This is a genomic window from Psychromicrobium silvestre, assembly GCF_013408295.1.
GTDB classification, from domain to species: Bacteria; Actinomycetota; Actinomycetes; order Actinomycetales; family Micrococcaceae; genus Renibacterium; species Renibacterium silvestre.
This window is the reverse complement of sequence record NZ_JACBYQ010000001.1, coordinates 176,187-199,798: the sequence shown is the minus strand read 5'-3', so window position 1 is coordinate 199,798 and position 23,612 is coordinate 176,187. Positions and strand designations below refer to the sequence as shown.

General features: G+C 60.3%; 22 protein-coding genes. All 22 read right to left on the bottom strand.

Annotated elements, in window-relative coordinates; all coding sequences use genetic code 11:
* Window positions 1-101 precede the first annotated feature (101 nt).
* The 22 genes from FHU41_RS00970 to dinB all read right to left on the bottom strand — a co-directional run bounded on the left by FHU41_RS00970 (window position 102) and on the right by dinB (window position 23,577).
* Window positions 102-1,031: an RluA family pseudouridine synthase gene (locus FHU41_RS00970; protein ID WP_179387804.1), complete on the bottom strand. Its 930-nt coding sequence runs from the start codon at window positions 1,029-1,031 to the stop codon at window positions 102-104.
* Between the two features lie 7 nt (window positions 1,032-1,038).
* Window positions 1,039-1,623 carry a signal peptidase II gene (gene lspA / locus FHU41_RS00965; RefSeq protein ID WP_179387803.1) on the bottom strand — a complete coding sequence of 195 codons (585 nt, stop codon included), beginning with the start codon at window positions 1,621-1,623 and terminating at the stop codon, window positions 1,039-1,041.
* Window positions 1,624-1,706: 83 nt separating this feature from the next.
* Window positions 1,707-2,441 carry a DivIVA domain-containing protein gene (locus tag FHU41_RS00960; RefSeq protein ID WP_179387802.1) on the bottom strand — a complete coding sequence of 245 codons (735 nt, stop codon included), beginning with the start codon at window positions 2,439-2,441 and terminating at the stop codon, window positions 1,707-1,709.
* A 160-nt stretch (window positions 2,442-2,601) separates the two neighbouring features.
* Window positions 2,602-2,892: a YggT family protein gene (locus FHU41_RS00955; protein ID WP_179387801.1), complete on the bottom strand. Its 291-nt coding sequence runs from the start codon at window positions 2,890-2,892 to the stop codon at window positions 2,602-2,604.
* A gap of 17 nt (window positions 2,893-2,909) precedes the next feature.
* Window positions 2,910-3,434 carry a cell division protein SepF gene (locus FHU41_RS00950; protein WP_179387800.1) on the bottom strand — a complete coding sequence of 175 codons (525 nt, stop codon included), beginning with the start codon at window positions 3,432-3,434 and terminating at the stop codon, window positions 2,910-2,912.
* Between the two features lie 52 nt (window positions 3,435-3,486).
* The gene (locus tag FHU41_RS00945; protein ID WP_179387799.1) at window positions 3,487-4,269 is read right to left on the bottom strand and encodes a YggS family pyridoxal phosphate-dependent enzyme; all 783 of its coding nucleotides are present in this window, start codon (window positions 4,267-4,269) and stop codon (window positions 3,487-3,489) included.
* Window positions 4,266-4,955 carry a purine nucleoside phosphorylase YfiH/LACC1 family protein gene (locus tag FHU41_RS00940; RefSeq protein WP_343046211.1) on the bottom strand — a complete coding sequence of 230 codons (690 nt, stop codon included), beginning with the start codon at window positions 4,953-4,955 and terminating at the stop codon, window positions 4,266-4,268. The genes FHU41_RS00945 and FHU41_RS00940 overlap by 4 nt, the downstream gene beginning before the upstream one ends.
* A gap of 23 nt (window positions 4,956-4,978) precedes the next feature.
* On the bottom strand, window positions 4,979-6,154 hold the full coding sequence (ftsZ, locus tag FHU41_RS00935; protein ID WP_179387797.1) for a cell division protein FtsZ: 1,176 nt from the start codon (window positions 6,152-6,154) through the stop codon (window positions 4,979-4,981).
* A 189-nt stretch (window positions 6,155-6,343) separates the two neighbouring features.
* On the bottom strand, window positions 6,344-7,243 hold the full coding sequence (locus FHU41_RS00930) for a cell division protein FtsQ/DivIB (protein WP_179387796.1): 900 nt from the start codon (window positions 7,241-7,243) through the stop codon (window positions 6,344-6,346).
* Window positions 7,243-8,649, bottom strand: coding sequence for a UDP-N-acetylmuramate--L-alanine ligase (murC, locus tag FHU41_RS00925; protein WP_179387795.1), 1,407 nt, complete (start codon window positions 8,647-8,649; stop codon window positions 7,243-7,245). Before murC ends, FHU41_RS00930 begins: the two co-directional genes overlap by 1 nt.
* Complete coding sequence (gene murG / locus FHU41_RS00920) at window positions 8,646-9,746, bottom strand: undecaprenyldiphospho-muramoylpentapeptide beta-N-acetylglucosaminyltransferase (RefSeq protein WP_179387794.1); 1,101 nt, start codon at window positions 9,744-9,746, stop codon at window positions 8,646-8,648. Before murG ends, murC begins: the two co-directional genes overlap by 4 nt.
* Window positions 9,743-11,011: a putative lipid II flippase FtsW gene (gene ftsW / locus FHU41_RS00915; RefSeq protein ID WP_179387793.1), complete on the bottom strand. Its 1,269-nt coding sequence runs from the start codon at window positions 11,009-11,011 to the stop codon at window positions 9,743-9,745. Before ftsW ends, murG begins: the two co-directional genes overlap by 4 nt.
* Window positions 11,012-11,018: 7 nt before the next feature.
* On the bottom strand, window positions 11,019-12,605 hold the full coding sequence (gene murD, locus FHU41_RS00910) for a UDP-N-acetylmuramoyl-L-alanine--D-glutamate ligase (RefSeq protein ID WP_179389055.1): 1,587 nt from the start codon (window positions 12,603-12,605) through the stop codon (window positions 11,019-11,021).
* A gap of 41 nt (window positions 12,606-12,646) precedes the next feature.
* Complete coding sequence (gene mraY, locus FHU41_RS00905; protein WP_179387792.1) at window positions 12,647-13,759, bottom strand: phospho-N-acetylmuramoyl-pentapeptide-transferase; 1,113 nt, start codon at window positions 13,757-13,759, stop codon at window positions 12,647-12,649.
* Window positions 13,756-15,261 carry a UDP-N-acetylmuramoyl-tripeptide--D-alanyl-D-alanine ligase gene (locus FHU41_RS00900; protein WP_179387791.1) on the bottom strand — a complete coding sequence of 502 codons (1,506 nt, stop codon included), beginning with the start codon at window positions 15,259-15,261 and terminating at the stop codon, window positions 13,756-13,758. The genes mraY and FHU41_RS00900 overlap by 4 nt, the downstream gene beginning before the upstream one ends.
* A gap of 6 nt (window positions 15,262-15,267) precedes the next feature.
* On the bottom strand, window positions 15,268-16,905 hold the full coding sequence (locus FHU41_RS00895; protein ID WP_179387790.1) for a UDP-N-acetylmuramoyl-L-alanyl-D-glutamate--2,6-diaminopimelate ligase: 1,638 nt from the start codon (window positions 16,903-16,905) through the stop codon (window positions 15,268-15,270).
* A gap of 18 nt (window positions 16,906-16,923) precedes the next feature.
* The gene (locus FHU41_RS00890; protein WP_484573227.1) at window positions 16,924-18,720 is read right to left on the bottom strand and encodes a peptidoglycan D,D-transpeptidase FtsI family protein; all 1,797 of its coding nucleotides are present in this window, start codon (window positions 18,718-18,720) and stop codon (window positions 16,924-16,926) included.
* 72 nt (window positions 18,721-18,792) lie between these two features.
* Window positions 18,793-19,710, bottom strand: a complete 918-nt coding sequence (gene ftsL / locus FHU41_RS00885; RefSeq protein WP_246279395.1) for a cell division protein FtsL — start codon at window positions 19,708-19,710, stop codon at window positions 18,793-18,795.
* Window positions 19,707-20,711, bottom strand: a complete 1,005-nt coding sequence (rsmH, locus tag FHU41_RS00880) for a 16S rRNA (cytosine(1402)-N(4))-methyltransferase RsmH (protein ID WP_179387789.1) — start codon at window positions 20,709-20,711, stop codon at window positions 19,707-19,709. Before rsmH ends, ftsL begins: the two co-directional genes overlap by 4 nt.
* A gap of 153 nt (window positions 20,712-20,864) precedes the next feature.
* Window positions 20,865-21,302 (bottom strand): division/cell wall cluster transcriptional repressor MraZ, encoded by a 438-nt coding sequence (mraZ, locus tag FHU41_RS00875; RefSeq protein ID WP_179387788.1) that lies wholly within the window; start codon window positions 21,300-21,302, stop codon window positions 20,865-20,867.
* 457 nt (window positions 21,303-21,759) lie between these two features.
* The gene (locus tag FHU41_RS00870) at window positions 21,760-22,128 is read right to left on the bottom strand and encodes a DUF3040 domain-containing protein (RefSeq protein WP_179387787.1); all 369 of its coding nucleotides are present in this window, start codon (window positions 22,126-22,128) and stop codon (window positions 21,760-21,762) included.
* Window positions 22,129-22,314: 186 nt separating this feature from the next.
* On the bottom strand, window positions 22,315-23,577 hold the full coding sequence (gene dinB, locus FHU41_RS00865; protein WP_179387786.1) for a DNA polymerase IV: 1,263 nt from the start codon (window positions 23,575-23,577) through the stop codon (window positions 22,315-22,317).
* Window positions 23,578-23,612: the final 35 nt, after the last annotated feature.

The following is a 23,612-nucleotide window of genomic DNA, read 5'->3' as shown; positions in this document are numbered from 1 at the left end:
GGATACTGCGTTCATGGGTCTCACCTCCTGCCGATAGATCACGATCACCGAAAATCTAGCACGCTGGCAACGAAGCGCGCAATGAGCGTTGCTGCCCTGAGTTAGCCACGCAAGGCCTCGACTGCGTAGTCCAGGTCCGCTGGGTACTCGCTCGTCACCTCCACCCACTCACCGGTCACCGGATGTTCAAAGCCAAGGGTCCGTGCGTGTAACCACTGCCTGGTCAGCCCTAGTTCGGCGGCAAGCTTCGGATCGGCTCCGTAGGTCAAGTCCCCCACGCAAGGATGGTGCAAGGCGGAGAAATGCACCCTAATCTGGTGGGTTCGCCCGGTCTGCAAATGCACTTCGAGCAGCGAGGCGCGGCCAAAGGCTTCCAGCATCTCGTAGTGCGTCACCGAAGGCCGTCCGTCCTCGATCACCGCGAATTTCCAGTCGTGACCGGGATGTCTGCCAATCGGAGCATCAATCGTGCCTCGCAGCGGATCCGGCATGCCCTGCACCACGGTGTGGTAAATCTTCTGCACGGTCCGTTCCTTGAAGGCACGTTTGAGCGCGGTATAAGCCTGCTCCGTTTTGGCGACCACCATCGCCCCGGAGGTGCCGACGTCGAGCCGGTGCACAATCCCTGCACGTTCGGCTGCTCCCGAAGTCGAGATTCGGTAGCCGGCAGCGGCCAGCGCGCCAACCACGGTTGGCCCCACCCAGCCCGGAGATGGGTGGGCTGCCACGCCCACCGGTTTATCAATCACAACGAAAGCTTCGTCGTCCAGCAAGATATGCAGATCGGCGGAGGGCTCGGCGTCGAAGGCCAGTGGATCCCGTACGGGTGGCATCGAGACCTCAAGTTCGCTGTGAGCCGTGAGCTTCGAGGACTTACCAATCACCTTCCCGGCGCTGCTCACCCTCTTACCGGCCAGCAAGCTCGCCGCGGCGGAACGAGAAACCTTGAGCAAGGTGGCTAGCGCGGCGTCGGCTCGCACTCCCTCGAGTTCTTCCGGCACACTGAGCCGAACCATTTCGGCTTCGGTCATCTCCGCCTCACTCTTGTTTCGCGTCAGGCTCTTGCCCGGAGGACTTACGCGGACCGCCCCGGAAAGGTACTCCGAGTAAGGTGAGCACACAGATCAGAATCACGCCGCCAACCACAGCGGAATCGGCAAGATTGAAAATTGCAAAATTGGGTACCGAAATAAAGTCCACCACATGGCCCATGCCGAACGACGGCGGCCGGAACAGGCGGTCCGTCAGGTTACCGAGCGCGCCTCCCAGCACCATGCCCAGGGCCACTGCCCACCAGGCCGAACCAAGCCGTCGAGCCTGCCAGATGATGGCTAGCGATACCGCGGCCATCACAATGGAGAACACCCAGGCATATCCCTCGCCCAGCGAGAAAGCGGCTCCGGAGTTGGTGATGTAATACCAACGCAACACCGGCGGCAGGACCTCGGTGATCTGGCCGATAGTCATCGTAGTGCTGACCCAGAATTTGGTGAGCTGATCCAAGCCGTAAGCCAATACGGCAAACCCGACTAACCAAGCCAACAGGCTCCCGCGGGAGCGTGCTGGGGCAGCCGGAGCCTCTGGGGAGTCCGGGGTTTCTGGGACAGAAGGGGTTTCAGTCATGAGCCTTTGAGATTGCTAGGAAACGCCAAAGCCGGTGGCGGGGCGAGCCCGGCCACCGGCTTCGGTGTTGAATCGTTGAAAGCTTAGGAATCGGCCTTATCGCCATTGTCCGAAACGTCGGGCGCGGCGACCGAAGCACGAGACTCCAGATCCTGCAGCTGGCCTTCGATGTAGGACTTCAGGCGGGAGCGGTAATCGCGCTCAAAGCCACGCAGTTGCTCGACCTTGCGCTCAAGCACGGAACGCTGCTGCTCAAGGGCACCGAGAGTCTTGCGGCTCTTCTCCTGAGCATCGTTGACCAGGCTGGAAGCCTCGATCTGAGCCTCGGCGATGATCTTGTCACGCTGCTGTACACCGGCGTTGACGTACTCGTCGTGCAGCTTCTGTGCCATCGTGAGAACGCCAGCAGCGGACTCGGCGGTGGTGGGAGCCGGAGCGGCCTCCGGTACGGCCGAAGTGACGGGAGCCGGAGTGGCTGCAGCCGCAGGAGCGGTGAAAGGAGCAGCAGCAGGCTTCTCCTCTTCCTTTGCAGGCTTCTCTTCTTCCTTGACGGCGGGCTTCTCTGCCTCAGCCTTTTCGTCCTTAGCCGGAGCCTTCTCCGCCTCAGGAGCAGCAGCCGGTACCGGTGCTGAAGAAGCAGGGGCTCCAGATTCCAGTTCCGCAACCTTCTTGCGAAGGTCCTCGTTCTCCTGGGTCAACCTGCGCAGTTCAACAACGATCTCATCGAGAAAGTCGTCGACCTCGTCCTGGTCGTAGCCTTCGCGAAATTTCGTCGGCTGAAAGCGCTTGTTGACAACATCTTCTGGCGTCAAAGCCATCTAGTCACCTCGTTGGGTTTAATGAGTTCCGGCCACAAGTGGCCAACTCAACTACGATACCGAATAGGTTCTCTATTGGTAAAACAGTACTGACAAATACATTCGTGAAACACAGTATAACTTTTCGGCCACGAAAACTAACTCCGGCCAAGGGCAGCCCTCAAGCGGCGAAGGCTCCGACGATCGCCATGGCGATCCAGACCGCCACCCAGAGTAGCAACCAACCAATGTCTAGGGCGAAGCCTCCGAGGTTCATCGGGGGCAATAATCGCCTGACAAGCTTGAGTGGTGGATCGGTCACCGAGTAAATTCCGGTTGCAGCAAGCAGTGAAACTCCACTAGGCCTCCACCCCCTGGCAAACTGTTGCACCAGATCAAAAATCAGGCGTAACACCAAAGCCAGGTAGAACAGAAGCAGGAGCACGTAAAGCAGCGTAAAGATCAATCCCACAAGGATAAGCTTAAGCGCTAGCTCTGGTTAAAGAAGCTGGCCTGGTTCTCGCTGGCCTCGGCATCTCCACCAAGCACCTGGACGGTTGACGGCGAGAGCAAGAAGACCTTGTTCGTCACCCGCTCAATCGCACCATGCAGACCGAAGACCAAACCGGCGGAGAAATCGACCAGGCGCTTAGCATCGGCCTCGCCCATATCGGTGACATTCATAATCACCGGAATGCCGTTGCGGAAGCTCTCGCCGATCAGCTTGGCATCGTTGTAGGAACGCGGATGCACCGTGGTGATCTGACGCAGGCTGGTGGAGTCGTCTCGACTGGAAGCCGCCCGCTTGATGGGCGTTACCGGAGCACGGTATTCCTCTTCGACGCGCGCGGTCGGTTCAGAATGACGATTATCGTATTCCACTGCGTATTCCTCGTTCTTCTGAGTCTCTTTTTGACCTTGCCGAGGCGTCTTGGAATCCAGTTCAGCCTCGTACTGCTCCTCGCCATCGGCGAGGCCAAGGTAAATCATTGTCTTGCGCAGAGCGCCAGCCATTTTTGCTCCCTGTGTTTACTAAAAAATCCTACTTGCTGCTGCACTTTTGACGCTACCGCACAGCCGCCCGCCGACCGAGCACATCCGAGCCGACACGCAGGTGTGTCGCACCATGTGCAATGGCTACTTCGAGGTCGGCGCTCATCCCGGCGGAAATCGCCGTCGCCTGCGGGTGTTCGCGGACCAACTGAGCACTGAGCTCAGCCAACTTGGCGAAAGCCTGCTCGGGATCGGCACTGCGCCCTCCCTCTCCCAGGGGCGCCACTGCCATTACTCCCGCGAGCGTCAATTCCTCGGCGTCGGCAACACGAGCAGCCAGTTCGAGTAGGTGCGCTGGTAGCACGCCGCCTCGTTGCCCTCCGGCCTGTTCCCCGGTGGCCTGTTCTCCCAGGTCTACTTGTAGAAAACATTGCAGTGCCGGGCGCTCCGCAGCCCGTACCGCCTTGGCGAGCGCATCAACCAGCCCCGGTCGATCTACCGAATGCACGGCGTCGGCGTAGCGAGCCACGGATTTTGCTTTGTTGCTCTGCAATTGACCGATGAAGTGCCAACGCAGGACGAAGCCAGCAGCGGCAACCTCGGCTTGCTTCGCGGCCGCTTCCTGGTCCCGGTTCTCCCCCACATCCCGAACGCCCAGCTCCGCGAGCAGCAACACGTCACTGGCTGGATGGAATTTAGTGACCACCACCAGCTCGGGCTGATCCTGACGCCCGCTGGTCACAACCGCACGGGCGATTCGCGCGTGGACCGCCTTCAGGTTCGCCTCAAGCTGAGACTTTCGGGCTGCACTCTCGGCACCCCCGGCAGCAGGCGCGCTAGCTTGACCTTCGTTCATGCGGCCCCTACCTTCTGCATCGGAAAGATCAACCCAGCAAAGCGGCCTTCCGGACGGCCCTGCTGTTGGCTAGCCCGATGTGAATACAGCGTGGGTTCTTCCAGGGTGCAAGCTTCCACCTGGTGTACGGTCACCCCAATGCCGCGTAGCTGCGCGGTTGCGGCGGCCCGCAAGTTGAGAGCCGGGGTGCCCCAACTAGTCTCCGAGAATGCCTCCGGTATGGTGGTCGCTAGTTCGGCACGCATCTCTTCCGGCACCTCGTAGCAAGCACCGCAGATACTCGGACCAATCCATACCTCAACCCGTTCCGCGCCACGCTGCCTGAGTCGTTCGACGGCGTGCGGCAAGATTCCTTTAGCCACCCCCTGCCGCCCCGCATGCACAGCCGCAGTCAAGATCGAATCGTCACCTTCAGCGAGCATCAGCACCGGTAGACAGTCAGCGACCATCACCGCGAGCGGCAAAGTTGTCGAGACCAGTCCGTCGGCAGTTGGTTGCTCTCCCTGGGATTCCACGGTGAGTACCTCCCGGCCATGAACCTGAGTCATGAACTGGAAGTCCTGCGCCAAGCCGAGGGTGGAACGCAGCGCGGCCCGGTGCTGGAGGGCTGCCGAACCTGCGGGCAGGCTCACGCTTAGCGAGCCTGCCCCGGTATCGGTGAAAGCCACGCCCCAGCCGGGCCGCACTTCACGATTCCAATAGAACACTGTTATTTCAGGAAGTCGGGAACGTCCAGATCGTCCTGTCGGCTGCCACTCAGATCGGGTTCAACCACGGCGGGCAGATCCATATCGAAGCCGTTCTCGCCGCCCGAGTGGCCGCCACCATTCTGGCTCCAGGATGAGAGGTTCGCCGCAGCGGGCTTGGTAGCAGCGGCCTCTTCCTCGGGCTTGGCAGCGGCACGGGCCACCGGGTCCCCGGCCGGGGCATTGGTGGCGTCCACATTATCGAAGCCAGCCGCAATCACAGTGACCCGGGCCTCATCGCCGAGAGCGTCGTCAATCACCGCACCGAAGATGATATTGGCTTCGGGGTGCGCGACTTCCTGCACCAATCTGGCAGCTTCGTTGATTTCGAACAGGCCCAGGTCCGAGCCACCCTGAATGGACAGCAGCACGCCGTGCGCACCGTCGATAGAAGCCTCCAGGAGTGGGGAAGCGATAGCAAGCTCGGCGGCCTTGACCGCACGATCCTCGCCGCGAGCCGAACCGATGCCCATCAACGCCGAGCCAGCTCCCTGCATCACGGACTTGACGTCGGCGAAGTCGAGGTTGATCAAGCCCGGCGTGGTGATCAGATCGGTAATGCCCTGCACACCGGAGAGCAGTACCTGATCAGCTGAGCGGAAGGCATCGAGCATCGACACGTTGCGATCGCTGATAGAGAGCAGTCGATCGTTCGGGATCACGATCAAGGTGTCCACCTCGTCGCGCAAGCCGTCAATGCCGGTCTCGGCCTGATTTGAACGACGGCGGCCCTCAAAGGTGAAGGGTCGGGTCACCACACCAATGGTCAGGGCACCCAGGGAGCGGGCAATCCTGGCCACCACGGGAGCGCCACCGGTACCCGTGCCGCCACCCTCGCCCGCGGTCACGAAGACCATATCCGCACCCCGAAGTACTTCTTCAATCTCTTCGGCGTGATCTTCGGCTGCTTTACGCCCAACCTCGGGATCGGCGCCGGCACCCAGTCCCCTGGTCAATTCACGGCCCACGTCGAGTTTGACGTCGGCATCGGACATCAACAGTGCCTGTGCATCGGTATTGATAGCGATGAATTCAACGCCTCTCAACCCGACCTCGATCATCCGGTTGACGGCATTCACGCCGCCGCCGCCAATGCCGACGACTTTGATGACGGCCAAATAGTTCTGCGGTGCTGCCACGGTTGGTGTCCCTTGTTCGTTGCGTGCTTGAAACTTTCAGACCCTAACCCTCTACTTGAGGGTTATAGTTATGTCAAGTAACTCTTGAATGCGACGCTATGGGTCATTGCCTGCTCTTTCAATAACCTGCCCCGCGTGTCGTGCGAATCAGCCAAAATTAGGATCAAATTAGCATCCTTGGAAGCGTGCTTATCGAGTTACCGGATGCCTAGGTGAGCTGACATCGTAAACATTAATGGGTGCCGGGTCCGGTTTCCCCAGAACCGCCTTGGGCGGATTTTTCAGCAGGGTCTGCAATACCTTGGATTTCAGCGCCATCTCCGAGGCATCTCCCCAGTAGACCTTCTGCCCGCTAGTGAGCAAGAGTTCAACCGCGGATGGGGATTTCGCCGAAGCGGATTGCAGCTGTGCTCGTACTCCGGCCGGCAGCGAAGCCAACACCGCGGTGATGGCGGAAAAGGTGACCTGCCCTATCGCTGCCGTGCCGCCATCGATCAATGGCAGTTTGGCGGTCGCCGGATTCGCTGTGACACCCAGTTGGGTACCTTGCGGATCCACCAGCACATATTTATTGCCGTTTTTCAGCACCGCTACCGGGACCCGCTCGATAATGTGCACCAGCAGTGTGGACGGCGGCCTGGCCTCGATACTGACGGATTCCACCTGCGGCAGTTTCGCGAGCAGTTGCTGCACCTGCGGCTGGCTGATCTGAGTGAGCGATTTCCCCTTCAAAGAAGCCAAGGCGGTTTCCACCGAGGCATTGGTGGCCAGCTTCGTGCCGTCCACGGTAATCGTCTTCACCGCCAGAGCAGGTGAAAACAGCACCACGGCCATAATCACCGCCACCACAACAAGTACCACAGCAGCGGCCAGCCAAGGCAGCCAGCGGCGCCCAGAGCCTTGGCCGCGGCGTTCTTTTTTGGCCGGGAAGTTCAGTACCTGCGCCCTGGCTGTCGCTTCGGATTCCTCGGCGGATAAGGGCAGCACAGAAACTTTGGCGCTACCGGGGCTGGAAAGCGGAGCACTCGGGAGCTGCTCCTCCCCCTGGCTCCCGTAACGGACCACCGGCGGCCTACGTTTGCTCGGCATTAGCCCTCCGATCCGCTCTGCTCGCTGGCGCGGAGCTCACTGCTTCGGAGTTCCTTGCTTCGAAGCTCCAACGCCGCCAAAATGTCAGCACCCAACCGAGTCACATCACCGGCACCGATGGTCAAAATAATGTCACCGGCACCTGCTTGTGACACTACCTGCGTTACGCCCTGTTCCGAGCTGCTCGCAAGCTCCGCCTTAGGGGTCTGTGCGGTGATCAGTTCACTGCTCACCCCGGCGATCGGGTCCTCCCTGGCCGGGAAAATATCAAGGACGATGGCGGTATCGGCCAGTTCAAGTGCCTGAGCGAACTCGGCCGCGAACTCACGGGTCCGGCTGAAAAGATGTGGTTGGAAAAGTACATGCACGCGGTGATCGCCCGCAACCGTGCGGGCGGCAGTGAGTGCCGCCCGCAGTTCGGTGGGATGGTGGGCGTAGTCGTCAAAGACCCGGACTCCGGCAATTTCGCCCTTAAGCTCAAAACGTCTAGCCGCACCGGTGAACTTGGCGAGCCCGGCCAGTGCGATTTCCGCAGCCACCCCGAGTTCCACGGCCACCGCGAAGGCCGCAGCCGCGTTCAAGGCGTTGTACTCGCCGGGAACGTTGAGTCTCAGTTCGAAGCTTTGACCCTCGAACTCGAGCCGATCCCGAACCAGCCGAACCTCCGCACCGGGAGCACGACCATAGCTGCGAACCCGAGTCCCGCTTTCGGCTGCCTTCGCGGCCAAAGCCGCGCTACCGGCGTCGTCCGCGCAGGCCACCAGAAGTCCATCGGCTGGTAAGAGGCCAATAAAGTCCGTAAAGGCCTGCATCACGGCTTCGCCGGTGCCGTAATGGTCCAGGTGATCGGGTTCGGCGTTGGTCAGAACGGCAATCTGCGGTTGGTAGTTCAGGAAGGAGCCGTCCGATTCATCCGCCTCGGCAATAAAGATTCCGCCGGAGCCGGAGGCCGCATTCACGCCAAGCGCGGGCACCGTGGCCCCGATAGCAAAGGACGGATCCAGCCCGGCTTCCCGGAGCAGTACGGTGATCATCGAGGTGGTGGTGGTTTTACCGTGGGTGCCTGCCACCGCTACCACGGTGTCCTCGGCCATTGCGGCGGCCAAAGCCTCGGAGCGATGCAAGATCCGCAGCCCGGCCTCGGTAGCAGCAAGAAGTTCGGGATTGCTAGTGCGGATCGCGGTGGAGATCACCACGGTTTGTGCATCGCCCAGGTTCTCGGCGGCATGACCTGTGTACACCTGCCCGCCGAGCGCGCGCAGTTCGGCCAGTCCGGCGGAGTCTTTAGCATCGCTGCCACTCACTGGCACTCCCCTGCCCAGTAAGATTCGGGCAATACCCGACATTCCCGCTCCGCCGATGCCGATGAAATGCACTCGTCCCAACTCAGCCAAGGTGACGTTCATCGCGCCGCCCGCACAATCATCGAAGCCATCTTGGCAGCGGCGTCCCGTATACCGGACCGATAGGCGCGCTCGGACATCTGCTGAAGCCGCTCCGGGTCTTGAAGAAGTGGCAGCACGGTAGCGCGCAACCACTCCGGGGTGAATTCCTTATCCAGCACCGCAAGCGCGGCGTCCCGTTCGGTCAGGGTGGCTGCGTTGTAGGCCTGCTCGCCGTTGCCCACCGGAAGCGGCACAAAGACGGCCGGCATGCCGACGGCGGCTACCTCACTAACGGTGCCCGCTCCGGCCCTGCTAACCATCAGGTCGGCGGCCGCATAGGCCTGTTCCATGGCGTCAACGTATTCCAGTTGCCGATAGCCGGGGGCGCTCAGCAGTCCCCCGGAGGCGTCGAGCATGGCTTTACCCCGGCCGGTGATGTGCAGCACCTGGACTCCTGCCTCGGCGAGAGCTGGTAACGAGTCAACCAAGGTCTTATTGATCCGTACTGCGCCGAGCGAGCCTCCGGTGACCAGCAGAACCGGCCCTTCGGCGTCGAGCCCCAGAGCCGCCCTGGCCTGCTGGCGGGTGGCCGCTCGATCAAGCCCGACGATCTCTTCCCGCATTGGCATGCCAACCCACTGAGCCTGGCCCAGCTTGGTCGTTTCGAAGGTCTTGCCGATCCACTTGGTATAACGAGCACCCCAGCGATTCGCCAGCCCGGGTTTGATATTCGCCTCGTGAATCACCACCGGCACCGAGGTTTTCCGAGCCGCTGAGTACATCGGGGTGCAGACGTAGCCACCAACCCCAAGCAACACATCAGCCTCGGCCTTGCGCAGCAATTCGCTGGATTCCTTGATCGCCTTGCGCATCCGGCCGGGGAAGCGCAAAGCATCCAGGCTGGGCTTACGGGGCATCGGCACCCGATCGATAAGAGCCAGCTCGATGCCTGCGGCCGGAACCAAGCGAGTTTCCAGGCCGGAGGCAGTGCCCACCGCTAGCAGTCGAACATCTGGTACTTGCGCTTTCAAGGCGGCGGCAATCGCCAGCAAAGGTGCAACGTGGCCCGCTGAGCCACCGCCGGCTAGTACCACCGAGAGCGGTCGGTCTGCGGTCATGAATTCTTAACTTTCTGGTTTCCCGCAGCTTTAGCGGGCATATTGCGGGCAAAGGACAGCACGATGCCAAGGGCCGCCAGACTAATAGTTAGGGCGGTGCCGCCATAGGAGATCAAGGGTAGCGGCACCCCGATCACCGGCAGCAGTCCGGTCACCATGGCGATATTGACGAAGGCCTGTCCGATCATCCAGGTCATTATGCAACCGCAGACAATCCGGACGAAAAGATCGTTGTAGCGCACGATCACCCGGAAGATGGCAATCGCCAGCACGGCGTAAAGCAGCACCACCACAATGGTTCCGAGCAGACCGAATTCCTCACCGATAATGGCGAAGATAAAGTCGTTATGCGCTTCCGGAATCCAGTTCCATTTCTGTCGCCCTTGGCCAAGCCCAACGCCCCACCAGCCTCCCGAGGCTAGGGCGTACATGCCGTTGGTTGCTTGATCGCACAAGCCGTAGGGGTCTTGGTAATTGGGGTCACCACAGCCCATCCAGGCGGTCAGTCGGCCTAGCCGGTTCGCGCTGGTCAGGGCCAGTATGACGGCGGCAATGGCACCTAGCACACCCGCGCTCAGGAAGAGCTTCCCGGGCGCCCCGGCAAAGTAAAGTCCGGCGGCGACAATCGACATCATGATCACCGAAGTACCTAGATCGCCTTCGGCGAGCACCAGCACCACGACGAGCGCAGCGGCCGGCACCACCGGGATGATCATATGTCGGAGCCTGCCGAGCAAGGGCTCCTTCTTGGACAGTACCGAAGCCATCCATAGGGCAATGGCGAGCTTGGCAAGTTCGGAGGGCTGGAAGGAGAAATCTCCGATTTGAATCCAGTTCTTATTGCCACCGATATTGACGCCGACCACAAGCACTGCGGCGAGGAGCAGGAAGGCCAGCGCCAGCCCGGGCCAGGCCAGGACCTTGAGCCAGCGAACCGGGAACCGGGAGAGTGCAAACATGGCCACCACCCCGATGCCGGCAAACATGCTCTCCCGCAAGCCCAGGCTGAAGGGATTGTTATCGCTGGAGAGTAATTCCACCGCGGAGGCCGAAAAGACCATCATCAGCCCAATACATACCAGAGCAAGGGTGGAGCCCAGAATCAGGTAATAGCTGGAGCCACGAGAGCTGTTTCGGCCTTCCAGCCGAGGCCAGAATGATTCGTTGAAACTTTTGAATTTGGCACGAATACCAGCAGCGGGATTCGAGCCCCCTGCGGTTGGCCTGGGACTATCCGACTTCGGCCGAGCGGGCGCGTTGACCATCTACTACCTATTGCCCTTCGGTTCCGCTTTCGCGCTTCTTCGCCTGCCCTTCCAGGAGCCCTCGCACGGCGGCAATAAAAGCCTCACCGCGTTGGGCATAGGAAGAGAACTGATCGATGGAGGCTGCGGCCGGAGCCAGCAGCACAGTGTCACCGTCAGCAGCCACCCCGGCTGCCGCCTGCACCGCCCGATACATCACCGCTGGACCTTCGAGGGTCCGCAGCGCAGGCTCAGCCTGCTGAATCGTGGTGCTGGAGGACTGCTGCACCTCTCCAGTCTGGCCCGCCCGCGCCTCGATCACCGGGACATTCGGTGCGTGTCGTGCCAGGGCGGTCCTCAGTTCCTGGACATCGCGGCCAATCAAGATCACCGCTTTGAGCCGGGCGGCGTGCTGGGCAACCAGCTCCTGATAGCTCACGCCCTTGGAGTCTCCGCCGGCAATCCAGACCACCGGGTTGAAGGCCGCGAGCGACGCCGCAGCGGCATGCGGGTTGGTGGCCTTCGAGTCGTTGACCCAGAGCACACCGTCCTGCTGGGCCACCGCCTGAATCCGGTGCGCACCGTTATCGTAATTCTGCAGGCCCGCGCGAACCGCAGTCGGCGGCACACCATAGGCGCGGACCAGAGCAGCCGCAGCAGCGGCGTTAGCCACCAAATGCCGGGGAACTAGGTCACCAATATCCGAAAGCTGTGCGAGCTCAGCGGCTGAGTCTTTTCGCTCCGCAATGAAGGCGCGATCCACCAGCAGACCTTCGACCACACCAACCATGCTGATGGCAGGCATTCCGGTGGTGAACCCAACCGCCCGGCAGCCCTCAACGACGTCGGCCTCTTCAACCATCTTCTCGGTTTCCAGCTGTTCCGCGTTGTAAACGCAGGCCTTTTGAGTGTGCTGATAAACCTTGGCTTTATCAGCCGCATAATCAGCCAGCGAACCGTGCCAATCGACGTGATCCTCGGCGAGGTTGAGACACACACTGGACACTGCCGAAACGGATTCGGTCCAGTGCAGTTGGAAACTGGATAACTCCACAGCCAGCACATCAAAGCCCTCCGGGTCGCGGACCGCGTCCAAGATGGGAGTGCCAATATTTCCGGCCGCAATGGCCCGCAGTCCGGCGGCCCGTAGCATTTCCGCCACCATCGTTGTGGTTGTGGTTTTGCCGTTCGTTCCGGTGATGGTGATCCAGTCGGCGCTCTTGCGTCCCTTGCGCTGCTGAACCCGCCAGGCAAGCTCAACATCACCCCAAATCGGGATGCCCAGCGCGGCGGCCTCGCTCAGCAGGGGGTGCGACGGCGGCAACCCGGGTGAGGTGACCACCAGTTCGGCCTGCTGGCCTGCTACCAGCGGCAACTTCTGTGAACTCTGTTCACCGAGCAACACCTGCTGTACCCCGACGATCTTCAGGGTGTCCGCAGCTTGCCTGGCCGCTTCGTCGTCGGAGGCCGCGACCACCACGAGCTGTGCTCCCAGCTCGGCGAGAGTATCCGCGATAGAGAAGCCAGTTTTGCCGATCCCGGTGACCACAATACGCAGTCCGGACCAGTCGGAATCCCAGCTGCGCAGCCCGTCGACGCGGGAGGTACCCGTCATCAACTCTGCGTTCAAAGCTGAACTGTCCATCGACTCTGCGTTCAAAGCTGAACGACCCACTCGGCGTAGAAGGCACCGAGGCCAACCGCCACGAACAGTCCGCAGAGAATCCAGAACCGCACCACCACGGTGACTTCGGCCCAACCCTTGAGCTCGAAATGATGCTGCAGGGGCGCCATCTTGAAGATACGTTTGCCGCCGCTGAGTTTGAAGAAGCCCACTTGAAGGATGACAGAAAGGGTGATGATCACGAACAGTCCGCCGATGATGGGCAGCAATAGCTCGGTCCGGGAGAGGATCGCGAAGCCTGCGATGGCACCACCAATGGCCAACGATCCGGTATCTCCCATAAAGATCTTGGCTGGCGAGGTATTCCACCAGAGGAACCCAATCAGGGCCGCACAGATAATGGCAGCGAGCAAGGCAAGATCGAGCGGATCACGAACCTCGTAGCAGGCCGGTGAACCGTTCGCCCGAGGCGAGCCACAACTCTGATTGGACTGCCAGATGCCCATTAAGGTGTAGGCGCCGAAGACCATCACCGAGGCGCCTGCGGCCAGTCCATCCAGACCATCGGCGAGATTCACGCCGTTAGTCGCGGCGGTAATGATGGCATTCGACCAGATAATGAACAGCACCACTCCCAGGCCCGCGCCGGCAAAAGCCAGGTTCAGTCCGGAGATATCCCGGGAGAAGGAGATTGTCATACTGGCCGGCGTGCGGCCCTTCTCATCCGCAAAGTTGAGTGCCAAAATCGCAAAAACAACGCCAATCAAGGCTTGCAGAATAAGCTTGGCTCGCGCATTGAGACCCAAGGATCTTTGTTTGGAGATCTTAATGAAGTCGTCCAGGAACCCGACTAAGCCCATGCCCGCCATCAGGAAGATGAGCAGCCATCCAGAAACCGTCGGACCGGGAGCCTTCGGGTTTAAGATCCAGATGAAAAGGTGCGCCAAAAGGTAGGCCAGGATTACCGAGCCGATCACCACGGCACCGCCCATGGTGGGAGTACCACGCTTGGTGTGATGCGAAGTGGGTCCGTCGTCGCGAACGAACTGTCCGTAGCCCTTGCGCACCAGCAAACGGATGAAAAGCGGGGTGCCGATCATCGCCAGAGCAAGTCCGAAAGCGGCACCCATCAAAATGGCAATCATCGCCCGCTCGGTCCTTCCTGTTTGTTTCGGTCAGCCCCCGGTATTGGAGCCAATGCTATCCGATCGCCTAAAAAGCGCAGTCCTGCGTCTCTGGAGGATTTGAAGAGTACGAGGTCCCCGGGGCTCAATTCCTTCTCCAGAATCTCATATGCTTCGTCCACATCCGCGACGAAACGCGACTCTTCGCCCCAGGAGCCTTCATTGATGGCGCCAATATGCATGGCTCTAGCCTCGGTACCAACCACGATGAGCCGGGAAATGTTCAGTCGAACCACGGTCTGACCCAGCGCGCTATGGGCCAGAACCGACTCCTCACCCAGTTCGAGCATCGGCCCTAGTACGGCCCAAGTGCGGCGGGATTCGCCCACACCGTGGCCAAGTTCGGCCAGCGTGCGCAGCGCGGCACGCATCGACTCCGGGTTGGCGTTATAGGCATCATTGATCACCGTCACGCCATCGGCGCGTTCGGTGCGTTCCATCCGCCACCGACTCTTCGGGCCCTGCCCATCAAGGGCGCTGGCGATCGTTTCTTCCGGCACCCCGGCCTGCCAGGCTGCTGCTGCGGCGGCCAGCAGATTCGGCACATGGTGCAGACCGATCAGCCCGCTGCGCACCGGCCAGCGGAGAGCTTTCGCCCCTCTGCTCGCTGGGAACTCAAGGTCGAAAACGGGCTGCGCCTCGGCGTTGCTGCGCACGTCCCAGGCCACCACGGCACGGGCACCTTCGGGGAGCGCCGATCCTCCTTCGGCGAACCAGAGCACCTCCGCGGGCCCACGCTCGGCCATCGCACGGACTCGACCATCATTGAAATTCAACACCGCGGTACCCTGAGCGCTCAAAGCTTCGACCATCTCACCCTTGGCTACTGCAATATTTTCGACTCCACCGAACTCTCCGGCGTGGGCGCTGCCCACCCCAAGAACAACACCAATATCCGGCTTGACCAGACTGGTCAGGTAGTTAATGTGCCCAATTCCGGTGGCGCCCATCTCGACCACCAAGTAACGAGTGTTTAGGTCCGCTCGGAAAACGGTGAGCGGCACCCCGATCTCTCCGTTATAAGAACCTTCCGGAGCTACCGTCGGGCCGGCTTCCTGCAGGATTCCAGCCAGCAAATCCTTCGTCGTGGTCTTTCCAGCAGAGCCGGTAATTCCAATTACCGTCAGGTCTCCGGCGGCCCGAATCCGGCGTACCGCCTCGGCGGCTAACTGTCCCATCGCCAGCACCGCGTCGGGAACGATCACGGCAGGATAAGGCTCTCCCTGAGGATCCAATATCTCGCGCTCGGCCAGCACCAGTACCGCGCCCGCTTGGATGGCGGTCGGAATGAAGGAGTGCCCATCGGAGTGCTCCCCCGGCTTGGCAATATAGGCCGATCCAGGAACACATTCCCGTGAATCCGTGCGGATCGCGGCTAGATCGATCAAGAGTTCGGCAGGCGCCGTCCGACTCAGCTGGCCTTGGGTTACAGCGGCAATTTCAGCAGCAGAAAGTTCAATCATCTCGATTTAGGACTCTATCTCGGGAACTGGCTCGGGAGTGAATCCATATTTACGCAGCGCCACTCGAAGTTCTTCTCGGTCATCGAGGGCTAGAGCCGTTCCCTGTACTTCTTGCCAGACCTCGTGGCCCCGTCCGGCCAGCAGAATGGTGTCAGCTGAGTTTGCCATTTCTACCGCCCGATCAATGGCTGCGCCGCGCGGTGCAAGGCTCTCCAGTACGGTGCTCCGATCGGTCGATTCCTCGAGAGCTAGCAGGGCACCTGCCAACACTTGTTCTCGAATCTGGCCGGGATCTTCATCGTGCGGATCATCGTCCGTGACAATCACCACATCGGCATTATTCGCAGCCAGTGCCCCCATGATCCCGCGCTTAGTCTGGTCACGCTGTCCGGTGGCGCCAAAGACCACGATCAACCTTCCGCCGCTTTCGGGTGATGGCTGGACGGCTTTCATCGCCCTCAGTAAGGCATCGGGGTTATGTGCGAAGTCAACCACAGCGATGGGTGCACGGCAGATCAGTTGCATCCGTCCGGGAACCTGCAGGCTCAGCGGGTCGCGCTGATCGAGCGCCGCTTGCAACTCCTCGATACTTGCCCCCGAGGCGTGGACCATCAAAACAGCCAGAGCCGCATTGGAGACATTGAACTCGCCAGCCAAAGAGGTGTGGAAGCGCAAGCTGTGCTCGGCGCTGCGCAATTCGACGTCCCACCCCAACTCACGGGGCGATGCTGTGCTCACCCACCAATCGGCTTCGTGCTCAATGTCTTGCTCTTGGGTCCCGATGGTGGTTCGGAGCGTGAGGGTGGGGATGTTCGCGGTGGCGGCCATCTTCTGGCCCCATTCGTCGTCGACCGTGATCACCGCGCGGCCACTATGCTCGGCGTTGAAGAGCATCGCCTTAGCGGCAAAATAGTCCTCCATCTCACCGTGCAAATCAAGATGGTCCTGAGTCAGATTAGTAAAGCCAGCCACTTCAAAAAGCACCTGGTCCACTCGCCCCAGGGTCAGCGCGTGAGAGGAAACTTCCATTACCGCTGCGTCCAGTGAATTCTCCCGCATAATCGCCATCAGGGCATGCAGATCGGTGGAATCCGGAGTGGTCAAAGTGGAGGCTACCCGCTGACTCCCGACCAGGGTTTCGATGGTACCGATCAAACCACTGCTACGATTCAGCGCCGCCAGCAACGATCGAATCAGATAGCTAGTGGTCGTCTTGCCATTGGTTCCGGTGACCCCGAAGAGTTGCATGGGGGGCGCTTCGGAGGGATTCTCCGTGCGATAAATGCGCTCGGCAATGGTCCCCACCCAGGATCGGGGTTCCGAGACCACAAGCACCGGCGTCGTCACCGATCCGCTCTCCGCCAGTAGCTCCAATCCCTCGGGATCGGTCAGCACAGCAGTGGCACCTGAATGGATAGCCGCTTCCGCATATCGGGCGCCGTGGCTGCTCATTCCGGGAAGCGCAAGGTAAAGATCCCCTGCCCGGATGCTCCGTGAATCCAGGCTGACCCCGGTCAGCAGGGTGTCCGGGAAGTCGCCCTCGATATTCAACAGCTCGATTAAGGCGGATAACCGCAGTCCGGCTGGGTTTCGGGGCCGCAGGCCGGGCGATGCGCCGCTAGCGAGAGGCTGACTTTCACTCAATCTGATACTCCGTACGATCTAAAAGGTCTGCTTGGGCTTGTAGGCCGGGGTGGTGGACGGCGGCACCTGATAAGTCTGAAGCACCTGACCCATCACCGAGTTGAAGAGCGGCCCTTGGGTGATGCCGAAGATATTACCTTTCGGGTGCTGCACCGTAACCAGTACAACGTACTGCGGGTCCTCCATCGGCGCCATTCCCACGAAGGACGCGGTGTAGCCACTGAAACCACCCGCGGTAGGTGACTCGGCGGTGCCGGTCTTGCCGCCCACCCGGTAGCCTGGCACGTTGATGTCGTTGTAGTGAGCCGCTGTCACCACACCTTCAAGCATGCCCTTGACCTGTTGTGCCGTTTGCGGTGAAACCACCTCGGTACCGGCAGCCTGCGGAGTTTTGGTTTCCACACCATTGGCATCCGTATAGGAGTCGATGAGCCTCGGCGGCAGTTGCACCCCGTTGTTGGCAATCGCCTGGTAGATCATCGCGGTCTGCAGCGGAGTCTGTGCCACACCCTGGCCGAAGAGCACGGTGTACTGCTGCCTGCCATCCCACTTATCCGGAGTGGCCAAGATTCCAGCGCTCTCACCGGGCAGCGGGATTCCGGTCTTTTTACCAATACCAAATTTGCTCAGGTAATCGTATCGCTGTTGTGGGGTGAGCTTGGAGCCAACCATCACCGTACCGGTGTTCAAGGACTCGGCGATCACTCCGGAGAAGGTCATATTGATGGTGCCATGAGTTTCGGCATCCTGGAAGGTCTGGCCGTCGATGGTGTAGGTCGGCGGGATCACCAGATGTGATTCCGGGGTGATCTTTCCTTCTTGAATGGCGGCCGCCGCCGTGACGGTTTTCTCGGTCGAGCCGGGCTCAATGGCGTTAGTCACGATTCTGGAGCCGCGGTCATCCGGAGTCGTGGCTCCGGGATTGTTCGGGTCAACAGTGGTGTCCTCGGCCATCGCGATAATATTGCCGGTCTTCACCTGGACCACCACAATATTTCCCCAGTCGGCGCCTTGCGCTTTGACCTGGTTGGCGATGGCCTGCTGAGCGTAATACTGCAGGTCCGAGTTAATGGTTAGTTTGACGGTCTGCCCGTTGACGGCCGGCTTGATCGTGGTGGGCGCACTCGGGATCACGATGCCGTCCTTACCCATCTGGTAGGTTCGGCTGCCGTCCGTTCCGGTGAGCTGATCGTTCAGGGTCTGCTCAATGCCGGAACCACCGCCGTTGGCTCCCATGAATCCCACCACGTTCCCGGCCACCTGCCCCATCGGATAAACCCGCTTGGACACCGCTTGGGAGGCGATACCGGGAATCCGTAGTTCTGCGATCTTGGCTTCCAGCTCCGGGGTCACCGATTTAGCCACCACATTGTAGTGGGAGGTGCCGGTCACCAGCTTGCGTACCTGCATAGAGTCGATCCCCAGGGCATTGGCTAGTTCGTCGATGCCAGTATCCCGGGTTACCGTTTCAAGCGTCTTACCATCCGCACTAAGTCGTTTGAAGTCCGAAGCCCCAACATTGTTCAGTTGGTCCACCACAATGTCGTAGCGGACGATGGACTGTGCCAGCACCTTGCCATTCGCATCCACAATCTCACCGCGGCTGGCGGCCAGCGTCTGCGTCTGCGTCAGCTGGGCGTTGGCGGCCTCCGCATAGCCGCCGATGTCCAGGCCCTGCACCAGAATCAGCTTCCCGGAGATGATGAGCAGCAAGGCCATCATGAGCCCCAGACCTAGCCGCAGCCGACGTCGAGCCTTCAGGGATTGCTTTTTCTTCTGCTTGGCCGATGGTGCTGCAGTGGAGAATGCTTTCACGATGAGGCCTCGTTACGTTTCAGACTAGTTCTGTCGGTGGTGCGTCGCGCTAGGAAGAGCTCGGTCCGCGCTTTAGTTCTGGTTCGGAGTCTTTTGCTCGGGGGAAGGAATGGTGCCACCGTGCAAGTCTGGCTGAGACACTGTCTGCGCTGCCGGCGCCGTTTCCGGAGCTGGGGTGTAGCTACTGCTAAACGGCGCGCTGCCAAGATCAGCACTGGCGGCCAAGGGTGCCGCGTTGCTGGTCGTCTTGGAACTCGCTTCGGTCCCGGTCGTGGTGGCACTGGCCGGCAGCATTCCACCGATTTCCGGCGCCGCAATTAACGGCATTGGCTTGGCTTGAGCAGTTGCAGGTGCGGGCGATCCCGCGATGGTCTGGGTGTCCACATTGATCTGTCCTGTTGTGTTGGCAGCTACCATTCCCAATTGTTGCGCTCGCTTGACCAAATTCTGCGGAGCTTGGGCGTTTTGTACCTGCTGTGTCAGAACTTGATTCTGCTTGACCAGGGTGTCTTTCTTATTGTTCAACTGCACTAGTTCGTACTGACCGGAGGACACCGAGATATTCAGCACCAACACGGTAGCCATCGCCGCGACCAGCGCTAAGAAGCAGAAAACCACAAAGGGGGCACGACGTCGGCCCGGCTGGGAGCGCACCAGGGAGAGCGGAGTGCGTGCCCGGGAAGGTGCGGCTTCCGAGCCAAGCGGTGAGCTGAGCGGATTCAGCACCCGGGCGGTCGCTCCGGCTGTTGCAGCGTTCAGGTTGATATCGCCAAGATTCTTACTCTGGCTTGTGCTCCGAGGCCCCTTGCTCTGTGCACCCTGATTCTGTGCACTCCTACCCTGGGCACTCCCACTCTGTGGACTCTTATTCTGGGGGCTTGCACTCGGCGCACTAACCCGTTGATCGGTTCTGAGGATCGGGGCCTTCGGTGCACGTCGGGATGACGTTGCGGTGGGACGGCTGGTCCGGGTGGCCTGTGGCTGGGTCACGGGGTTCTCCTCTTTTTGATGCGCTCTACTGCTCGTAGCCGTGCCGAGGCGGCTCGCGGGTTCTCCGCAATTTCCGCCTCGGTCGGCACTTCAGTGCCCTTGGTAAGAATTTTCAAATCTGCTTTGTGCTCCTCCAGTTCCACGGGGAACCCGGGAGGCGCGCTGGAGGTAGCTCCCGCACTGAACACTTTCTTGACGATCTTGTCCTCCAGCGAGTGGTAGGACATGACCACTGCTCGACCTCCGATGGCCAGAGCCGCTACCGCGGTGGGAACCGCTCGTTGAAGAACCTCAAGTTCCTCGTTGACCTCGATCCGCAAGGCTTGGAAGGTGCGCTTCGCGGGGTGACCTCCCGTTCGGGCGGCGGCAGCCGGGACTGCCCGCCTAATCACCTCGACCAATTCGCTCGTGCTCTGCAAGGGCTTCTGCTGCCGAGCCGCCACGATCTGCCGGGCAATCCGAGAAGCAAATTTCTCTTCTCCCCAGCGGCGGATCACCGACGCTAGTTCGGCTTCGCTGTAGCCATTGACTACCTCGGCGGCACTCTGTCCGCGGCTGGTATCCATCCGCATATCCAAAGGTGCGTCGTAAGAGTAAGCGAAGCCACGCTCGGCCTCGTCGAGCTGCAAGGAGGAAACCCCTAAATCCATCAGCACACCGTGCACGCTAGCCACGGCAGCTAAGCCAAGGTCTTCCAGCACTTCGTCGATCTCGTCGTAGACCGCGTGAACCAGGTCGATCCGCTCTGCATATTTAGCCAGTCGGTCGCCCGCGAGGTCGAGCGCCTGAGTGTCACGGTCGATGCCGATCAGGTGAAGATTGTCGAAGCGTTCCAAGAGGGCTTCGCTGTGGCCGCCCATGCCGAGGGTGGCATCAATGACGACGGCGCGCTCACCGCGAGCATTAGCCGACTCGATTCCTGGCGCCAGCAAGTTGACGCAACGCTCGCGCAAAACCGGAGTGTGCCGAGAGGCAGCCGCAGACGGTGGTGGTGTGACCACTGCTGCCCCCTCATGTTCTGCCGTCGCCGGCCATTGCTCCGGCCATATCGAGCCTTCTTAAACCAGATCCCCATCCGCGCCATGCCCTCCGCCTGACTCCGGGGAAGGTGAGTCAGGTGGCGCAGGGCGGCTGGAGATCTCGCTCAAGAAGCTCTACAAAATGCCTGGAATTGCGTTGTCCACACTGTCGGTATCCGAGAAGGAGTTTTCCTTCTCTTCTAAGTAGTCCGCCCACGCTGTGGCGTCCCAGATTTCGGCCCGTGAGCCAGCGCCAATCACGGCTAGCTCTCGTTCCAAGCCGGCATAGGACCGAAGCGCCGCCGGAATGGTGACGCGCCCCTGCTTGTCCGGCATTTCGTCCGAGGCTCCAGAGAGGAAAACTCGAATATAGTCGCGAGCTTGCCGACTCGAGATGGGTGCATCTCTCATCTGCTCATGAATACGTTCGAATTCGCGCTGACTGAAGACGTAGATGCAACGCTCTTGTCCTCGAGTGAGGACCAAACCGTTGCCCAGTTCATCCCTGAACTTAGCTGGAAGGATCAATCGACCCTTCTCATCTAGGCGTGGCGAATGAGTTCCTAGGAACACTCCACCACCCCTCTCACCACTACCCTCTTACTCGCTCCACTTTACCCCACAATCCCCCACCGTCAACGCCCAGCACGACTTTATTCCCGTGTGTCGGGATGAGTTTCACCCCAAATTCCGCGCGAATCCAGGCCTTTAATTGATGGGGAGTGAAGTGGAGGGAAAATGGCTCGAAAAGCCAGGATTCGCTGACCTCTGCTGGTCCAACCGTCTAAAAATGGGCTTTTTAGCTGATTTGACCAAGCCAATCATTGGCCGGGGAGCGAAGTGGAGGATGCCTCGCGCGCGCCATCAGCACAAACACCCGAAGACTTGAACCGGGCTAACACCCAAGCAAAACCCCGCTTAAACCAAAAAACCCTTGGGCCTAAGCCACAAGGGTTTCAAAGTACGTCCAAACGCACAGACCGGACGCCTAGCCGGGTCGGTGAGCTACACCAGAAACGTTCAAAGGAGGTTACTCACCTCGATGACGCTGTTCCCAGCGCTCTTCCAAGTTCGTCATAAAACCGCTCTTCGGTCCGGAAACCTTGGCTCCGTCCTCCGAAGCCGGGGTCTTGGCCGTTCCACGGCGCATCGTCGCGACGAAGACGCCGGCACCCATCATCACGAATCCGAGTACGCCCAGCAGGATCTGCTGAGTGGCTACACCAAGGATGAGTACCACGATACCGAGAACGCTGATCAGCACACCAAGGGCGATGTGCCGGGCTGAAAGTCTGCGAACCTGGTCAGTTCCCAGGGCATGGGCAAACTTGGGGTCAGTGTCATGCAACTGCTGTTCGAGCTGATCGAGCAGCCTCTGTTCGTGCTCCGACAGTGGCATCACGACCTCCTTCAGGTCCCCCCAGCAACATACCGTCATGTGCCGGTCTCGCCCTATCAACGAATACCGGCATGCTACTGGTTCCGGTGTTGGCGAAAATCGTCGAATCTTCGCCCTCCCCTTAAGAATAGGCTCCTCCGCCCAGAACTAAAAGCCATTGCGGAAAAGCAACCGAACCGTCACCATTTAGCCTTCTTCGGACCCAGGTTTTTCCAGCAAACTAGCGGGCCGAACTCCCGCGTTTCCAAACTTCTGACTGACCGCGTCAATCACTGCTTCGGCACCACGCCAGTTATCGTCCCGGCGTTCTAAAGACAGTTGCACCGAGGTCTGGCCGGAAAGCTCCAAACCTTCCGCCCGCAATCCAATCAACCGCACCGCCATAGGACGTTCCCCTATCGCCTCGAGCAGTTGGATTCCGGTTTGATAGATCAATTGCGCACTGTCCACCGGAACCGCCAAGGTTCTGGAGCGACTGATCGTAGAGAAATCCGCATAGCGCAGCTTCAATGCCACCGTGCGAGTGAAATAACTGCTGGCTCGCAGACGCCCGCCGACTCGATGGGCTAGCCTCAGCAACTCGCGGCGCAAGGGAGCCTCCTGCGCGGTATCGACCGCAAAGGTTTCCTCCGCCCCAATGCTCTTCTCCACCCGAACTGGCGTCACCTCGCGTGGATCGATGCCCCACGCTAGTCGATGTACGTGCTCGCCGCTGGCGCCCAGCGCGCGGCGCAGCACGGCGATCGGGGTATTGGCGATTTGCTCCACGGTATGGACTCCCAGCCCCTCCAACACCACCATGGTCTTAGCCCCCACACCCCACAGCGCTCTGGCCGGCAAGGTGTGCAAATAGGCCACGGTGTCCGCCTTCGGGATCAGCAGCAAGCCATCGGGCTTGCAACGCGCGGACGCTATTTTTGCCACAAATTTGCTCGCCGCAATCCCCACGGAGGCGGTTACTCCGAGCTCTGCCTTCACTCGTCGTCGAATTAGCTGCGCAATCTGCAGCGGTGGGCCGAGCCGCCGCATCGCCCCAGCCACATCTAAAAATGCCTCGTCCACACTCAGCGGTTCTACCTTGTCGGTGATGGAGGAGAACAGTTCCATCAGCACCTTCGACATCTGGTAATACTGTTGATGTCTGGGCTCAACGATCACCGCTTGCGGGCAGAGCCTTATCGCCGCGGACATCGGCATCGCCGAACGAACACCGAAAGCCCTGGCCTCATAGGAGGCGGAAAGCACCACGGAACGCCCTTGAGGGAAGCCTACGATCACCGGTTTCCCCAGTAGCCCCGGATTTTCCCGTTGCTCGACGGCAACAAAGAAGGCGTCCATATCGACGTGCAGAATAGTGCAGTCCCGATATTCTTCTCGGTTGGCAGTCTCCTGGCGCGCCGAGGGAGGGCGAGCAGGAGGCTGAGTATTGCGTGGATTCTTGGCGGTCATGGCTCTTTCAGTTTAGTTCTGAGCACCGACAGTTT

What these genes read in the sequence shown, in the direction of transcription:
- FHU41_RS00970 (WP_179387804.1), bottom strand. Translation starts at nt 1,031, where the DNA reads ATGACCGAAGCCGAAATGGTTCGGCTCAGTGTGCCGGAAGAACTCGAG.
- lspA (WP_179387803.1), bottom strand. Translation starts at nt 1,623, where the DNA reads ATGACTGAAACCCCTTCTGTCCCAGAAACCCCGGACTCCCCAGAGGCT.
- FHU41_RS00960 (WP_179387802.1), bottom strand. Translation starts at nt 2,441, where the DNA reads ATGGCTTTGACGCCAGAAGATGTTGTCAACAAGCGCTTTCAGCCGACG.
- FHU41_RS00950 (WP_179387800.1), bottom strand. Translation starts at nt 3,434, where the DNA reads ATGGCTGGCGCTCTGCGCAAGACAATGATTTACCTTGGCCTCGCCGAT.
- FHU41_RS00945 (WP_179387799.1), bottom strand. Translation starts at nt 4,269, where the DNA reads ATGAACGAAGGTCAAGCTAGCGCGCCTGCTGCCGGGGGTGCCGAGAGT.
- FHU41_RS00930 (WP_179387796.1), bottom strand. Translation starts at nt 7,243, where the DNA reads ATGCCGAGCAAACGTAGGCCGCCGGTGGTCCGTTACGGGAGCCAGGGG.
- murC (WP_179387795.1), bottom strand. Translation starts at nt 8,649, where the DNA reads ATGAACGTCACCTTGGCTGAGTTGGGACGAGTGCATTTCATCGGCATC.
- murG (WP_179387794.1), bottom strand. Translation starts at nt 9,746, where the DNA reads ATGACCGCAGACCGACCGCTCTCGGTGGTACTAGCCGGCGGTGGCTCA.
- ftsW (WP_179387793.1), bottom strand. Translation starts at nt 11,011, where the DNA reads ATGGTCAACGCGCCCGCTCGGCCGAAGTCGGATAGTCCCAGGCCAACC.
- murD (WP_179389055.1), bottom strand. Translation starts at nt 12,605, where the DNA reads ATGACGGGTACCTCCCGCGTCGACGGGCTGCGCAGCTGGGATTCCGAC.
- mraY (WP_179387792.1), bottom strand. Translation starts at nt 13,759, where the DNA reads ATGATTGCCATTTTGATGGGTGCCGCTTTCGGACTTGCTCTGGCGATG.
- FHU41_RS00900 (WP_179387791.1), bottom strand. Translation starts at nt 15,261, where the DNA reads ATGATTGAACTTTCTGCTGCTGAAATTGCCGCTGTAACCCAAGGCCAG.
- FHU41_RS00870 (WP_179387787.1), bottom strand. Translation starts at nt 22,128, where the DNA reads ATGCCACTGTCGGAGCACGAACAGAGGCTGCTCGATCAGCTCGAACAG.
- dinB (WP_179387786.1), bottom strand. Translation starts at nt 23,577, where the DNA reads ATGACCGCCAAGAATCCACGCAATACTCAGCCTCCTGCTCGCCCTCCC.